At 46.9% G+C, this 15,610-nt stretch carries 16 protein-coding genes and 1 pseudogene; 14 read left to right on the top strand and 3 right to left on the bottom strand.

Annotated features, from left to right (window positions below; all coding sequences use genetic code 11):
• Window positions 1–52: 52 nt before the first annotated feature.
• Both WCV65_RS15650 and WCV65_RS15645 read right to left on the bottom strand, forming a co-directional pair.
• Window positions 53–371, bottom strand: a pseudogene (locus tag WCV65_RS15650) (IS1595 family transposase); the annotation flags it as partial.
• Between the two features lie 84 nt (window positions 372–455).
• On the bottom strand, window positions 456–623 hold the full coding sequence (locus WCV65_RS15645; RefSeq protein ID WP_338777719.1) for a hypothetical protein: 168 nt from the start codon (window positions 621–623) through the stop codon (window positions 456–458).
• A gap of 192 nt (window positions 624–815) precedes the next feature.
• Here WCV65_RS15645 and WCV65_RS15640 point away from each other — a divergent pair, with 192 nt between their 5' ends.
• The 14 genes from WCV65_RS15640 (at window position 816) to WCV65_RS15575 (ending at window position 14,694) form a co-directional block, all read left to right on the top strand.
• Window positions 816–2,042 (top strand): acyl-CoA dehydrogenase, encoded by a 1,227-nt coding sequence (locus WCV65_RS15640; RefSeq protein ID WP_338777717.1) that lies wholly within the window; start codon window positions 816–818, stop codon window positions 2,040–2,042.
• Window positions 2,043–2,052: 10 nt separating this feature from the next.
• On the top strand, window positions 2,053–2,829 hold the full coding sequence (locus WCV65_RS15635) for an SDR family oxidoreductase (protein WP_338777715.1): 777 nt from the start codon (window positions 2,053–2,055) through the stop codon (window positions 2,827–2,829).
• 46 nt (window positions 2,830–2,875) lie between these two features.
• Complete coding sequence (locus WCV65_RS15630; RefSeq protein WP_338777713.1) at window positions 2,876–3,628, top strand: glucose 1-dehydrogenase; 753 nt, start codon at window positions 2,876–2,878, stop codon at window positions 3,626–3,628.
• Between the two features lie 18 nt (window positions 3,629–3,646).
• Window positions 3,647–5,269, top strand: coding sequence for a long-chain fatty acid--CoA ligase (locus WCV65_RS15625; protein ID WP_338777710.1), 1,623 nt, complete (start codon window positions 3,647–3,649; stop codon window positions 5,267–5,269).
• Window positions 5,270–5,326: 57 nt separating this feature from the next.
• Window positions 5,327–5,896 (top strand): TetR/AcrR family transcriptional regulator, encoded by a 570-nt coding sequence (locus tag WCV65_RS15620; protein ID WP_338777707.1) that lies wholly within the window; start codon window positions 5,327–5,329, stop codon window positions 5,894–5,896.
• A 294-nt stretch (window positions 5,897–6,190) separates the two neighbouring features.
• Window positions 6,191–7,075 (top strand): 3-hydroxyacyl-CoA dehydrogenase family protein, encoded by an 885-nt coding sequence (locus WCV65_RS15615; protein WP_338782323.1) that lies wholly within the window; start codon window positions 6,191–6,193, stop codon window positions 7,073–7,075.
• Window positions 7,075–7,854 (top strand): enoyl-CoA hydratase, encoded by a 780-nt coding sequence (locus WCV65_RS15610; RefSeq protein ID WP_338777706.1) that lies wholly within the window; start codon window positions 7,075–7,077, stop codon window positions 7,852–7,854. The genes WCV65_RS15615 and WCV65_RS15610 overlap by 1 nt, the downstream gene beginning before the upstream one ends.
• Before the next feature lie 14 nt (window positions 7,855–7,868).
• Window positions 7,869–8,273 carry a thioesterase family protein gene (locus WCV65_RS15605; RefSeq protein ID WP_338777705.1) on the top strand — a complete coding sequence of 135 codons (405 nt, stop codon included), beginning with the start codon at window positions 7,869–7,871 and terminating at the stop codon, window positions 8,271–8,273.
• Window positions 8,274–8,290: 17 nt separating this feature from the next.
• A complete protein-coding gene (locus WCV65_RS15600; RefSeq protein ID WP_338777704.1) occupies window positions 8,291–9,355 on the top strand; it encodes a phosphotransferase family protein in 1,065 nt (354 codons plus the stop codon).
• Window positions 9,336–10,079 (top strand): 2-phosphosulfolactate phosphatase, encoded by a 744-nt coding sequence (locus tag WCV65_RS15595; protein ID WP_338777703.1) that lies wholly within the window; start codon window positions 9,336–9,338, stop codon window positions 10,077–10,079. Before WCV65_RS15600 ends, WCV65_RS15595 begins: the two co-directional genes overlap by 20 nt.
• A gap of 262 nt (window positions 10,080–10,341) precedes the next feature.
• Window positions 10,342–12,126 (top strand): acyl-CoA dehydrogenase family protein, encoded by a 1,785-nt coding sequence (locus WCV65_RS15590; RefSeq protein ID WP_338777702.1) that lies wholly within the window; start codon window positions 10,342–10,344, stop codon window positions 12,124–12,126.
• A gap of 15 nt (window positions 12,127–12,141) precedes the next feature.
• Window positions 12,142–12,912 (top strand): SDR family oxidoreductase, encoded by a 771-nt coding sequence (locus tag WCV65_RS15585; RefSeq protein WP_338777701.1) that lies wholly within the window; start codon window positions 12,142–12,144, stop codon window positions 12,910–12,912.
• 14 nt (window positions 12,913–12,926) lie between these two features.
• Window positions 12,927–13,700 (top strand): enoyl-CoA hydratase, encoded by a 774-nt coding sequence (locus tag WCV65_RS15580; RefSeq protein WP_338777700.1) that lies wholly within the window; start codon window positions 12,927–12,929, stop codon window positions 13,698–13,700.
• 10 nt (window positions 13,701–13,710) lie between these two features.
• On the top strand, window positions 13,711–14,694 hold the full coding sequence (locus WCV65_RS15575) for an NADPH:quinone oxidoreductase family protein (protein WP_338777698.1): 984 nt from the start codon (window positions 13,711–13,713) through the stop codon (window positions 14,692–14,694).
• 95 nt (window positions 14,695–14,789) lie between these two features.
• Here WCV65_RS15575 and WCV65_RS15570 read toward each other — a convergent pair whose 3' ends face one another.
• Window positions 14,790–15,428: an alpha/beta fold hydrolase gene (locus WCV65_RS15570; RefSeq protein ID WP_338777696.1), complete on the bottom strand. Its 639-nt coding sequence runs from the start codon at window positions 15,426–15,428 to the stop codon at window positions 14,790–14,792.
• Window positions 15,429–15,610 lie beyond the last annotated feature (182 nt).

Here is a 15,610-nt window from a genome sequence, read left to right as displayed (position 1 = left end):
TATTTATTCAAATTAGGAACTTAACTTGTTCCATATAACTGCCCCTTGATGATCAATATCGCTTTGATATTCCTTTGGAAAATTCTGATAACCTAAATTTATCATAGGTGGCATCTATTGAGAACAGGCAGCCTTCAACAATCATCTTGCTAACGGTTGTGTCGTCATTTCGGTGCCTGATTTGGTCTAAAAATTGAAACCAGCTCAAATAATGCTCGAGGTATTTCACTGCCGCTCCATTAACCCGATTTATATTTTCCTTCAAGAGATTGTGATAACCATTCAAATTTTGAATATGGTACACACCTCTAACACGTTCCTTACCATCTGATTTGAAATCTGTAATGCTCCACACTTTTTTCTTTTGCGTACTATCAACAGAGTTATTTAACATATCTAAATCAAAAAGGGCACAGAAACTGGCGGGACCTATGCCTGTCTGTGCCTTTCTGCTTTTAAAAGATTTTTGTTAGCCCCCACATAATGATTGCCGCAACGGGAACAAGCACCCAAATGTTCGATCCTATATTGTGTGGCTGCTGCAATTTTGACTCCAGTCTTTCGATCTTTTTGTTCAGCTCATCGATTTTTTTCTCGAGTTCATCCTGATTTAATCCGGTCATCTCTCATCAGCCTCTCCATATTTTCTTCTTTATCTGTATTGGCTGAGGCCGAAAAATAGACCCGGTATGTCATTCAGTATCGGTAATGACTAAAATTTCAGATTATCGGTTGTAAGATTTAGAATATTTAGTATATGATATAGATATGTTACATACCAACCGGTTAGTTAGCTGACCGAAGGAGGAACCGATATGAATTTTTCGTATTCGGAAAAGGTTCAGGATCTGCAGAAGCGGCTCAATGAATTTATGGATGAGCACGTGTATCCGAATGAAAAACGGTATGAAGAAGAATTAAACAGCCAATCATCGAGATGGTCAGCTGTTCCCGAAGTCATGGAAACGTTGAAAAAAGAAGCTCAGAAGCAGGGTCTGTGGAATTTGTTTCTTCCAGACAGTGAATATGGAGCAGGCTTGACGAACGTTGAATATGCTCCTCTATGTGAGATTATGGGACGGTCGCTAATCGGTCCTGAGGTGTTTAACTGCGGGGCTCCTGACACAGGAAATATGGAAGTGCTTGTCCGCTATGGAACAGAGGAGCAAAAAAAGCAGTGGCTTGAGCCTTTGCTTGCCGGAGAAATCAGATCCTGTTTTTCAATGACAGAGCCTGATGCTGCTTCCTCTGATGCTACGAATATCTCATGCCGCATAGAAAGAGATGGCGATGAATACGTCATTAACGGTACGAAGTGGTGGTCTTCAGGGGCAGGTGATCCTCGCTGCAAAATTGCGATCGTGATGGGGAAAAACGATTCGGATGCACCGAAGTATGAGCAGCAGTCGATGATTCTTGTTCCCCTGGATACAGCTGGAGTGAAAATCGAACGGACATTGCCGGTTTTCGGATATGATCATGCCCCGCATGGCCATGGGGAAATTTCATTTACGGATGTCCGCGTTCCTGCATCCAATATGATTTGGGGAGAAGGAAAGGGGTTTGCCATTGCCCAAGGGAGGCTGGGACCCGGGAGAATTCATCATTGCATGAGATTAATTGGAGCTGCTGAACGTTCGCTTGAGGAGTTATGTAAGCGTGTACAAAGAAGAGAAGCGTTTGGCAAACCGCTTTCTAAACAGGGTGTTGTACAGGACTGGATTGCTGAATCACGTATCGACATTGAGCAGGCCAGGCTTTTGACGCTTAAAGCAGCCTATATGATGGATACGGTCGGCAATAAAATAGCGAAGCCTGAAATTGCGATGATTAAAGTAGTCGCACCGAACATGGCTTTACGAGTGATCGACAGGGCCATTCAGGCATTCGGTGCAGCAGGAGTCAGCGAGGATGTTCCGCTTGCTGCACAGTGGGCGAATGCGAGAACGCTCAGACTTGCAGATGGACCGGATGAAGTGCATAAAGCACAGCTTGCAAGGCTTGAATTGAAAAAATACGACGTCTCCCTGCAGACGGTATGAGGTGAAGCGAATGCATGTAAATGAACTATTCAACTTAAGAGGCAAAACCGCGATTATTACCGGCGGGGGACGAGGGCTTGGTGAGCAGATTGCGGAGGCGCTTGCCGAGGCAGGGGCGAATATCGTGCTTTGTTCAAGGAAAAAAGAAGCCTGCGAGCAAACGGCTTTAAGACTCGAGAAAGAAACAGGCTGTCATGCGATGGCCCTTGCTTGCGACATTACGTCACAGGAAGATGTAAAAAGGACTGTTCAGCTTGCGTATGAACGGTTTGGCGCCATTGATATTTTAGTTAACAACAGCGGTGCCACCTGGGGTTCGCCTGCTGAGGATATGCCTCTTGATGCTTGGCAAAAAGTATTGAATGTAAATGTAACAGGCACGTTTTTAATGTCGCAGGAAGCTGGCCGCTACATGATCCGGCAGAGAAGCGGAAAAATCATCAATATATCATCCGTTGCGGGTCTTGGCGGTGCGGATCCGAAATATATGGATACCATCGGCTACAATACGAGCAAGGGTGCGGTTATTACGTTCACGAAGGATCTCGCAGCCAAGTGGGGTCAGCACAACATCAATGTCAACGCCATTGCACCAGGTTTTTTCCCTACTAAAATGTCACAGGTCATCATAGAAAAGGGGAAGGAAGGTCTTCTTCAGCGTACTCCGCTTGGCAGATTTGGATCTGATCAGGAGTTAAAAGGAGCAGCTGTTTTTCTGGCTTCGCAGGCGTCTGATTATGTGACAGGTGATGTACTGGTGGTAGATGGAGGCACGCACGTTTTGTAAAAGCAGGTTTGGAGACTGAAATACAAAAGAGAGCAGGGAGACCAGTATGAAGCTAGCGGGGAAAACAGCGGTCGTGACCGGTGGAGCCGGCGGAATTGGCCGGGCGGCGGCTCTCCTTTTTGCAAAGGAAGGGGCAAGGGTAGCCGTAGCGGACGTAATGGAAGAGGGGGGCCAGCAAACGGTCTCTCAAATCCGCGACGATGGCGGAGAAGCCATTTTTATTAAGACAGACGTAACGTCAGAGGATGAAATCAAGCAGCTTATGGAGCAAGCGGCGGAAACCTATGGATCTCTCGATATATTATTTAATAATGCCGGTGTCAGCAACGAGAGTATGAGACTTGCAGAGATGTCCCTTCAGGAATGGCAGCGGGTCATCGATATCAATTTGACGGGTGTTTTTCTTGGGATGAAATATGGAATTCCGAAAATGCTGGAGAGCGGTGGCGGAAGTGTGATTAACACCTCAAGCATCCTTGGGCTAAAAGGGAAGAAGCTCCTTGCGCCTTACAATGCTTCAAAAGCAGGCGTGATTATGCTGACGAAAAATGCTGCGCTTGAATACGGGAAGAAAAAGGTCCGGGTAAATGCGATTGCCCCGGGAGTCATTGATACAGATATTATTAAAGACTGGAAGCTGGATGAAAAAAACTGGCCGATTATTTCCTCCGCTAGTGCTCTTGGCAGACCGGGAAGACCGGATGAAGTCGCAAAAGCCGCACTCTTCCTCGCAAGCGATGATGCCTCATTTGTAACGGCCAGTACGCTCCTTGTTGATGGGGGCACGTTAACTTACTGACAGATGGAGGGATGAAGGATGGAGACAACGAATCAATGGTTAGCAAGCTACCCGCCAGGCATTGACCATGATTGCCTGATACCTGACATACCGATTCATGAAATGCTTCGCTCAACTGCTGAGGTGCACGGGGAAAAGACCGCGATCACGTTTTACAAAAAAACATTCAGCTACAAGGAACTTGCAGGATTGGCCGGGAAATTCGCTGCGGCTCTTCAAAAAAATGGTGTGCAAAAAGGCGATCGGGTGGCCATCATGCTGCCGAACTGCCCCCAATATGTCATCGCCTATTACGGTATCCTGGCTGCAGGCGCGATTGTCACTCAAGTGAATCCGATGCTGATGGAGAGAGAGCTTTCCCATATTTTAACGGACTCCGGTGCGGAAACGCTCATTGTGTATGACCTGCTTTATCCGAAAGTAGAAGCAGTTAAGGAAGAAACGAGTGTAAAACAAGTGGTCACGGTAAGCCTTACACCAGGATACACCGAAAAGCCTGCAAATGCGGCCTTCAGCTTTGATTCCTTTCTTGCAGAAGCAGCAGAAGCTCCCATTCATGTTCCGATTGAACCGGAGCATGACATTGCCGTCCTTCAGTATACCGGCGGAACGACAGGAAGATCGAAGGGAGCGATGCTTTCCCATCGGAATCTTGTCGCAAATGTTTACCAGTCCTATGAGTTCTTTAAGAATGATATTGTAATCGGAGAGGAAAAAAGCTTATCGGTTATCCCGTTTTTCCATGTCTTCGGTATGACTTCCTGTATGAATCTATCTGTATTAACGGCAAGCTGCATGGTTTTGCTGCCGCGATTTGACCTTGAGGAAGTTCTTGAAACGATTAAGGAAGATCAGCCAACGATGTTCCCTGGTGTACCGACCATGTATGTAGCGCTCACAAGCCATCCTAAAGCGGAAGAGTACGATCTTAGCAGCATCCGGATCTGCAATAGCGGCAGTGCACCCATGCCGGTTGAGCTTATGAGAGAGTTTGAACGAAAAACAGGGGCGAAGGTACTCGAGGGGTATGGCTTATCTGAAGCGTCGCCTTGTACCCACTGCAACCCGAACTTTGGGGAGCGCAAACCAGGCAGTGTTGGAATCGGTTTTCCTAAAACCGCTTATAAAATTGTCGATGTTGCTACAGGCCTTGAGGAACTTCCGAATGGAGAGCTTGGAGAAGTGGTCATCAGCGGACCGCAAATTATGAAAGGCTATTGGAACATGCCGGAGGAAACGGCTGCCGCATTAAGGGACGGATGGCTTTTTACCGGTGATTTGGCCAGGGTAGACGATGAGGGCTATCTTTATATCGTAGACAGAAAGAAGGACCTGATTATTGCGAGCGGCTATAATATCTATCCACGCGACGTGGAAGAGGTGCTGTATGAACATCCAGCTGTACAGGAAGCTGTAGTGATAGGTGTTCCGGATCCATACCGGGGTGAAACCGTTAAAGCGATTCTGGTGTGCAAAGAAGGCAAAAGTGCTTCGCCTGATGGAATAATTGAATTTTGCCGCAATCAGATGGCTGCCTATAAAGTGCCGCGCGAGGTAGAGTTCCGGGGAGAGCTGCCGAAAACAAACGTTGGGAAAATTTTAAGACGTGCTCTAAGAGAAGAATCAGCAAAGAAACTCTAATCTTAAGCGGCTATGCTATAATCGGAGCAAAACCGGCTAGATCGAGAGGACATAAGCATGAAAGAACAAATCAGACAAATGAGTATTCAGCTTTTTGCTGAAAAAGGGTTCAAGGAAACATCGATTCAGGATATCGTCAACGCGCTGAATGTCACAAAAGGAACATTCTATTATTATTTCACAAGCAAAGAACAGCTGCTGATGGACATTCATTTAAGCTATATTGACAGTCTTCTTCAAAAGCAGAAGACCATCCTCGAAGATCCGCAAAAAAGTTATAGAGAAAAATTGCATGAGGTCGTTTATTTGCTCATTCACGATATAGAAAAAGAGGGATTGAGCGCGAAGGTGTATTTCAGGGAAATGCGGAATTTGAGCGAACCCCATCTTAGCCTCATTGCCTCTAAACGCGATTTGTTCCGCAGGCAAATTGAAGAAATTCTGCGGTCCGGGATGGAAAAACAGGAATTCAGAGATGATCTGCCAGTGGATATTGTCGCCCTCGGAGTACTGGGAATGGCCAACTGGAGCTACTTCTGGTTTGACCCATCCGGCCGTGAAACGGATTCTAGCATCTCAGACATCTTTATTAAAATACTGCTTGAGGGATTGAAGGGAAGCACTTGATGCTTTCTTTCCTTTCAGCATACCAACCGGTCAGTAAGGTGTAAAAGCATGAGTGCCTAGAGAAATACATCCGTTCTAAAAATCAGGCTAAATTAAAGAATGTTTTAATTTTCTAAACACCTGTTGATTGGAGTGGAGGGCATGAGACTCCTGCGGGAGCAGCGGGACAGTGAGACCCCGCACGCGCAAAGCGCGGAGGAGGCTCACCGCCCGCTCAAGGATAAGCAAATGCCCGCTAACTGCAATCAACAGCCGAGTTTAACAGAGCTAAAAATTAAAGAAGGAGAGCTGTTTATGAAAAAAGAAGACATCAAAACGATCGCCGTCATTGGCGCTGGACAAATGGGACATCAAATTGCCATGCTGTGTGCGCTTGGAGGATATAAAACCATTTTGCAGGATGTAAATGAAAACGCTTTATCAAATGCCGATGCCGTCCTCCAAAGATTAATAGACAAGCGGGTGCAGAAAAACAAGCTGTCAGAAGAGGAAGCGAAAAAGGCGTTCTCCCTCCTCACCATGACTGCAAGCTTAAAAGAAGCTGCCGCAAAGGCTGATTTTATTATTGAAGCCGTGGTGGAAAAGCTGGAGGTAAAAAAAGAAGTGTTTGCACAGCTGGATGAATATGCGAAGCCTCATGCGATTTTAGCCACGAATTCTTCAACGATTATGAACTCTTATATCGCGGGAGCTACGAACAGACCGGATAAAGTGATCAATATGCACTTTTTCTTTCCTGCCCTTGTGATGGACTGTGTGGAAGTGGTGACAAGCGAAAAGACATCTGAAGAAACAGCGCAGCTGACAATGGGCGTATGCGAAACCATTAACCGGACAGCGGTTCTTCTGAAAAAAGAAATTTCAGGCTTCATCGCCAACCGGATTCTTGGAGCGCTTCAAAGGGAAGCAGTTTACCTTTATGAGAACGGCTATGCAGACTATAAAGACATCGATACCATTTGCCGGAAAGCCCTCAATCATCCTATCGGACCGTTTGAGCTTATGGATTTATCCGGTATTGACGTCGGTTATTATGTTATGCAGCAGCGGTATGCAGAAACGGGAGATCCTGCCGACAAGCCATTCGGCTGCATTGAAGAAAAAGTAAAACAGGGCCATCTTGGAAGAAAAACCGGCAAGGGCTGGTATGAATACGCGAAGGAAGAGGTGAATCAATAATGGAAAATGTGATCAGAAGAGATAAACAAGGTTCGATTATGATCCTGACCATTGACCATCCGCCGCTAAATGTAATGAGCCAGGGTGTTCTGCGAGAACTGGATCAGCTGCTTGATGAAATGAGAGATGACCAGGAGATCGTTTGTGTCATCCTGACCGGTGCTGGGGACCGTGCGTTTATGGCAGGAGCGGACATTAAGGAGTTTCCGAGTTTGATAGGGAAAAAGGGAATCAAATCACAGTTCATGGAATCCCACGCTGTTCTGAATAAACTCGATGATTTTCCAAAGCCGGTGATTGCTGTATTAAATGGGCTGACGTTCGGTGGAGGCTGCGAGCTTGCGCTGACGTGCGATATACGAATTGCAGAAGAACACGTTCAAATCGGATTGCCTGAAATTAAACTCGGTCTATTCCCAGGAGGCGGCGGGACACAGCGGCTTCCGAGAGTAATAGGGGAAGCGCGGGCAAAGGAAATGATGTTTACCGGAGATCCGATTGATTCAGCCAAAGCGAAAGAAATCGGTTTGGTGAATGAAGTCACGCCAAAAGGTGAGGGTCTTCAGCATGGCTTGAAGCTCGCTGCGAAAATCAGCCGTTTTTCATTGCCTGCCCTCTCAAGGATTAAACGCTCTGTTGATGAAGGATTGGGTGTTTCCTTAAAGGATGGGCTGGAACGGGAGGCCGAGCTTTTTGAGGAGGTTTTCCAGACGGATGATATTAAAGAAGGCGTACAGGCGTTTATTGAAAAAAGGAAGCCGGAATTTACCCACCGCTAAGGAGGCATAACGACATGCATGATGAGATAAAGGTCAAAGTCAGATTTTGTGAAACCGATGTCTTAGGGCACGTGAATAATACGAGCTATTTCATCTACATAGAGGAAGCGAGGGTTCAGTTTTTCGGAAAACTGGGCTCCCCGCTAACGGCGGATAATTGGCCGTTTATCCTCGCTTCTGCTTCCTGTGATTTTATGGAGCAGGCCTATTTCAATCAGGAGCTGATTGTGAAAACGGCGATTTCAAAGGTAGGCGGGAAAAGCTTTCATCTCGAACACATCATTGAAGATGCAAACAGCGGAAATATGATTGCAAAAGGAAAAGCAGTGATTGTCTATTTTAATTTTACACGGCAGAAGAGTGAAGAAATCCCGGATGAGCTTCGGAGCGTGCTTGAAAAATATTTGGCTCACGCCTAAAAAGGGAGGCGTCAAGGATGTCCTATACAATCCCTGTAAGAGAAGGGGAAGAGCTTCAGCTGCAGAAGCTTGAGCGGTATTTAAAAGAGCGGTTTCCGGTAATGTCGGATCAGCCGCTGCAAATTGAGCAATTTGGAGCGGGTGCTTCCAACCTCACCTATGCATTAAAAGCGGGAGACTGGGAGGCGGTGCTGAGAAGACCGCCGCTCGGTCCTGTTGCACCGAAGGCTCATGATATGAAAAGGGAGTTTAGTATATTAAAAGCGCTGCATCCGCTGTTTCCTGAAGCGCCTAAGCCTTTCTTATATGAAGAAGATCCTTCAGTGGCAGGCAGTTCGTTTTTCCTGATGGAGAGAAGAAGAGGGGTCATGGTGGATACCGTGCTTCCAGAAGGTATGGAAATGACGGAAGAAAAGGGGCGGATGCTTTCTGAGCTTATGGTGGATAAACTCGTACAGCTCCACTCCATTCCTTATCAGGATTCAGACTTAATCCATCTAAGCAAGCCTGAAGGATTTATGGAACGTCAGGTGGGCGGCTGGATTGAACGATACCACCGGGCAAAGACTGAAGAAATTGAAGCGGTCGACTCCTTGACAGGGTGGCTCGAAAAGAACCTTCCTGCGTCCGGTTCTCCATCTGTCATTCATTATGATTACAAGCTGAACAATGCTCTTTTTACTGAGGACTTAACAGGTATGGCGGGTTTATTTGATTGGGAAATGGCGACGATCGGCGACCCGCTTGCTGATCTTGGAGCAGCTATGAGCTACTGGGTAGAGGAGGATGACCCGGATTCACTCAAATTCGGCTTTGGGAAGCCCTCTATTACCGTTCATCCCGCCTTTTATTCAAGACAGCAGTTTGCAGAACGCTATGCAGAGAAAAGCGGCCGCAATTTAGAAGAATTTCCTTATTATCTGGCTTTCGCTTATTTTAAACTGGCCGTAATCTGCCAGCAGATTTATTACCGCTATCAAAAGGGCCAGACAAAGGATAAACGCTTCGCTAAGTTTGCGCCGTTTGTCTGCACTTTAATCGATCAGGCAATGAGAACAGCAAATGGGACGTTTCATGGGTAAAATCCATGTTTTATTGAAAAAGGAAGAGATTGAGCAGGAAAAGATTGCCGGGAAAATCGCTGTCGTTTTTGATGTGCTGCTTGCGACAACGACCATAACGAGCATCCTTGCCAACGGTGCAAGGGAAGTTATTCCGGTGCTAAACGGAGAAGAAGCACGAAATACAGCCGCCGCACTTGAGGGGAATTCGTTTGTCCTGATTGGGGAGTATGAGGGGAAAACGATTGAAGGCTTTCTTGATCCAGGGCCTTCTATGTTGAAAGAACATGTTTGGGGAAAAACGGCCATTCTCTCAACAACGAATGGAACCGTTGCAATCAGAAATTCAGCATCTGCAAAAGCGGTGTATGCGGCCAGCTTCCTTAATGCAAAGACAGTGGCAGCGCAACTGAAGTCGGAACATTCTGAAGAAACTCTGATTCTCATTTGCTCCGGATCCTCCGGCCAGTTCTGTGTGGAGGATTTTCTAGGGGCCGGCTATCTGATTGAACTTCTTACATTGGGTTCAACATGGGATTTGACCGATTCGGCGCTTGCGGCAAAGCTCTTTTATTCAAGTCTTAAAAGTCAAAAAACAGAAATACTGTCTGCCTCAAGAGTCGGAAAGATGCTCAGCCAATACGGATTTGCAGAAGAAATTGCCTATGCGGCCCAAACAGATGTTTATGATGTCCTGCCCATTTTAAAAAACAGATCGCTGAAGCGTTTTAAGCAGATACCCTGAAAGCCTGGGCTTCATTCCGATGAGTATGGGGTGAGGTATGCAGGATACGGTTTTTAAAAAGGCTGCGTTAAAGCATGGTGCTGATTTTTTAATACCTGTTGATTGGAGTGGAAGGCGCGAGACTCCGAGCTAAGAGCAGCGGGACAGGTGAGACCCCGCAGGCGCAAAGCGGTGAGGAGGCTCACCGCCCGCCCCGCTGGTCGCTGAGCGCCTGCTAACTGCAATCAACAGCCAAGTCCAACAGAGCTATTAAAAAAGGAGAGTGAAAGAATTGCAGACAGCCTCTGTAAAAATTAAAGGCGGAAGCTTTATGTATGAAGCTTCAGATTACCGCACCATCTTTACACCTGAAGACTTTACCGATGAGCAAAAAATGATGGCTTCAACAGCGCGGGCTTTTGTTGAAAGGGAAGTGGATCCATACCGTGAAGAAATTGAAGAACAAAATTTTGAGCGGGTTGTCGGGCTTTTGCATAAAGCGGGAGAGCTTGGCCTGCTTGCCCACAGCATTCCAGAGACATACGGCGGACTGGGATTAGACAAAATCACGAAAGGAATCGTTGGAGAAGTGATTGGGAGAACGAGCGGCTACGGGGTCGCCCACTCCAATCATACGTGTATTGCGACCCTGCCTATTACGTATTTTGGAACAAAGGAACAGAAAGCTAAATATCTCCCGAAGCTTGCATCCGGTGAATACATCGGTGCGTACTGCCTGACTGAGCCCGGTTCTGGATCGGATGCACTGGCTGCGAAAACGACTGCTGTTCTGAATGATGCCGGAACGCACTATGTGCTGAACGGATCGAAGCTGTACATTACGAACGCTGCTTTTTCGGACACGTTTATCATCTACGCTAAAATTGATGGCCAGCATTTCTCTGCCTTTATCGCTGAAAAAAGCTTCCCAGGTTTAACCTTAGGACCCGAAGAGAAAAAGATGGGGATCAAAGGCTCGTCAACTAGAACGGTGCTGCTCGAAGATTGTCTTGTACCGAAAGAAAATCTGCTTGGGGAACCGGGAAAAGGTCATGTGATCGCTCTGAATGTTTTAAATCTGGGCAGGTTTAATCTAGGTTCAGCCTGTATGGGTGCATCCAAGCATGCACTTAAGCTCGCACTTGAATTTACGAAAGGGCGCTTTCAGTTCGGGCGCAGCATCGCAGACTTTCCGGCAACGAAGGAAAAACTTGCCCTCATGGCTTCAAGAATTTATGCGGCGGAGTCGATTCAGTATCGAACAGCAGGTCTCCTTGAGGATGCGCTTGGTGATTTATATGAAGCAGAGGATCACAGGCTGATTGGAAAACAGATGATGGAGTACGCTGCCGAATGCGCAATCTGCAAGGTGTTTGGTTCAGAAACCCTCGATTATGCGGCAGATGAATCCCTGCAGCTGCATGGAGGTGCGGGCTTTATTCAGGAATATCCGATTGAGCAGGTGTACCGGGATTCACGGATCAACCGGATATTTGAAGGAACGAATGAGATCAATCGTCTTTTGCTGCCTACCCACTTTTTGAGGAAGGCTGCAAAAGGAGAGGTTGAATTTGAAAGCATGGTATCGAAGGCGTATAAAGCCCTTCAAGAGGATATAAAAGGCATCGGCAGGCTTCTTGAAAACGAAGAAATGATTGTTTCAGCACTCCGGAATACCCTGCTTGTCTGCTTTGGAGCTGCCTTTGAGAAATACGGCGGGAACATGAACGAAGAACAGGAGACGCTTTTGAAACTGTCCAATCTGGCAGCGGCTTTGTTTTCTGCAGAATCCTCTCTGCTCCGCGCTAAAAAGACGCTGGATGCAAAAGGAGAAGAAAAAGCAAAGCTAATGGTTAGCCTATGCCAAACGGCGGCGGAGGAAGCATTGTATGAAGGCGAAACTCTAGCCAGGCAGCTCGTTCATCAATTAGTGGCCGATGACCGGAAGAACCTTCTTCTTTCCCGGATCAGCCTTAAATTTGCTGAACTCGGTTCAGCAAACCGTGTAGAAAGAAACCGTTTTATAGCGGACGCTCTTCTGCAAAAAGAATCTTATACCGTTATGTAGGGAGGAAGAAACTTCATGCGTTTTTCACAGCGGACAGCAGTAGTAACGGGCGGCGGCGGCAGCGGAATCGGGATGGAAACGGCCTGTATGCTCGCCAAAGAGGGAGCCAGGGTGATCCTTGTCGGACGGACCGAGGATAAGCTCTCAAAGGCGGCAGCGTATATAAATGAACAGACAATACAGGAGAAGGCCGTGTTTTTTAGGGCAGATGTGACGAACGAAGAAGAAATTCAAGCCTTAGCTCAATATGTAAAGGAAGCCGGTTCGCTCGATATTCTCGTGAACAATGCCGGAGGGTCCGGGCAATCCAAAATTCTTGAAACGTCATTAGAAAACTGGGACGAGGTCCAGTCCCTGAACCTGAGAAGCGTTTTTCTTGTGAGCAAGGTACTTGGGAAACTCATGATTGAGAGCAGCAAGGAGAAAAGGATGGATCGTGCGATTGTGAATGTGGCATCCCTTTCCGGCTATAAAGCAGGTTCTCATATTCCTCATTACAGCGCAGCCAAGGCAGGTGTCATTAATTTTTCTAAGGCCCTTGCTCTGGAGCTTGCCCCATATGGAATCCGGGTCAACTCCGTTTCACCTGGATTTGCGGAGACGCCTTTAACCGAAGAAGGACTGCAAAATACTCAATTTGCCGCTGCGATTGAAAAAAACACGGCATTGCGGCGGGTGGGCAAGGCAGAGGAAATCGCTCATGTCATTGCTTTCGCTGCATCTGAGCAGGCGTCCTATATGACAGGCTCCGATTTACTTGTTGATGGCGGATGGCTCATTAAATAAAAGGAGGAAATATAATGTCTCATTTATTGGTTGAACAAAGCGGACCGGTTTTATCGATCACGATGAACCGTCCGGAATCGTTAAATGCATTCAGTGCAGAAATGATTGTTGGAATCACCGAGGCGCTTCGTATGGCAGAGGCAAATGAGGAAATAAAAGCCGTGATTTTGTCGGGGGCTGGCCGCTCATTCAGTGCAGGCGGGGATGTCAAAACAATGGGCCAGGTTAACGGACAGCAAATATACGAGCACCTTGGAAAATTGAATGAGTGTATTCTTGCTATTAAAAACCTTGGCAAGCCAGTCATTGCTGCGGTTCATGGTTTTGCAGCAGGTGCTGCGTTTAACCTGGCGCTTGCCTGTGATTTTATCTTTGCAGCGGAGGACAGCAAATTCGTCATGAGCTTTGCCCAGGTGGGGCTGATTTCCGATGGAGGAGGCCTTTATTTTCTCCCGCGTTTGATAGGGCCGCAGCGGGCGAAGGAGCTGTTTTTCAATGCAGAGCCAATCGATGCAGTGACGGCAAAGTCCTATGGCATTGTCAACCGGACGGTCCCGCTCGAGCAGCTAAAGGACGAGGTGAGCTCCTATGCTTTCCGTCTTTCCCAGGGACCGCTTCAGGCATTCGGCCAAATGAAGCGGATTATTGAACAAGCCTCCTATTCCCGATTAGAGGACATTCTTGAGCAGGAGAGGCTGACACAGCCGATGATGATTGAAACAGCTGACCATCAAGAAGGAGTCTTGGCATTTAAAGAAAAAAGAAAACCGGAATTTGAGGGAAAGTGAGGAGAAGAAGATGAAAGCGATTCAGCTGAATGAATATGGCGGGCCAGAAGTGATGAAGGTCGTCGATCTTGAAACACCAAGCCCGGGGGAAAAAGAAGTATTGATTAAAATTGAAGCAATCGGAGTGAACTATGCGGATACAGCAAGACGAGAGGGACAGTATGTCATCGATACTCCGCTTCCATTTGTTCCGGGAGCTGAGGTGGCTGGAACAATCGTTGAAACAGGGAGTGAAGTAAAGAGGTTCAAACAAGGGGATAAAATCGTTACTCTTCTGGGAACGTCAAGAGCTACCGGCTATGCGGAATATACAGTAGCGGATGAACGCGGTCTTATTCCCGTGCCGGCAGGTGTTGATCTTCATCATGCGGTAGCGATGCCGCTGCAGGGTTTAAGTGCATATCATGTCTTGAAAACAATGGGCCGGCTTGAAGAGGGAGAAACGGTTCTTATCCATGCGGCAGCGGGAGGAGTAGGCTCGATTGCAGTTCAGCTTGCCAAGCTTTTTGGAGCAGGGAAAATCATTGCAACGGCCAGTACAGAAGAAAAGCGTCAGGCTGCATTAAGTCTTGGTGCAGACGAGGCTGTCGATTATACGATGGAAGGCTGGGAAAAGGAAGTACTTAACCTTACGGAAGGTAAAGGGGTGGACGTGGCGCTTGAAATGGCCGGAGGGGATATTTTCAGAAAAACTCTTTCCTGCATGGCACCGTTTGGACGTCTCGTCATCTACGGAGTAGCAAGCGGAGAACAGGCAAAGCTGTATCCTTCGTCGCTTATGGGGCAAAACCTGTCTGTCATTGGCTTCTTTCTCCCGCAAATGATGCGCAAGAAAGAGCTTTACACACAAAGCCTGCATGAACTGCTTGCCTTTTTAAGCGAGGGGAAGCTGCAGCTGACAATAGGAGGCGTCTACCCGCTTGAGAAAGCGCCGGAAGTTCACCGGATGCTTCAAGGGAGGGAAACGAAGGGGAAATTAATTTTGGTGCCGTAAATTTAAAAAAGCCAGAGGAAAGAATCCTTTGGCTTTTTGCGCTCTCATTTTCAGGAAGTAAAAAGGGCCTGCCTCATTGAGACAGGCCCTAATCATTAATTCGTATTTTTGCCCCCGCCATTTAATCCTTCTTTAATAAGTTCGTTAACTTGAGTGTTCGCAAGCATTCCAAGATGGCCCGGTCCGCTGATTTGAACATTCTTCGCTCCTTGAAGAGGGGATAGCCATTTATTTACGACAATGTCATTCGTACTGTAGATAGAAGTATAGAGAATTTTATGGTTAGGATCATCGCCGGCAGGCGCCTTCGATGTCACCATTTTATTTGGCGATCCGAATGTAACAACGTCGTCAACCTTGCTTCCGCCGCTGTTCAGAATATAGGTGAGGGCATTCGGTCCTCCCATGCTGTGTCCCACAATATCGACCTTGCTTTTCCCGGTTTTCTCAAGAACTTCATCTACATATGCAGCAAGCTGCTTCGCGTTATTCTTGTTATTTCCCGACTTATCGCGCATTTCAATCGCAAAGAGTTCATTGTCGGACCAGCCTTGTGCTTTTAAGTAATTTTCAATGCTGTAGAAGCTTGCGCCGATTCCGCCTGCACCATGAATGAAAATAACAGGATTACGGTCACCGGTCTCTGCTTTTGATACAGATGGCTGGATGGTTAGAGCTGAAAAAAAGATAGCCGCGGACATGATGAGTGAAAGCATCAATCTATAATTCTTCATAATCTCCTCCTAATGGTATGGCTGTATTTTACTAACTTAAGTGTCTTTTATATTGGGAGTACATTCAAGCGGCAATTTTTACTAATAAGAACACCTTCCATTGAATGTCGAATTTAAGGGAAGAAAAAAATACGATGCGTAAGAGGAAAACGGAGTAATGCCTCGAAAATCAAAAGAGTAAG

Origin of the sequence: Metabacillus sp. FJAT-52054 (genome assembly GCF_037201815.1) — a bacterium.
In the GTDB taxonomy this organism is placed as follows: domain Bacteria; phylum Bacillota; class Bacilli; order Bacillales; family Bacillaceae; genus Metabacillus_B; species Metabacillus_B sediminis.
This window is presented reverse-complemented; position numbering and strand designations above follow the sequence as displayed.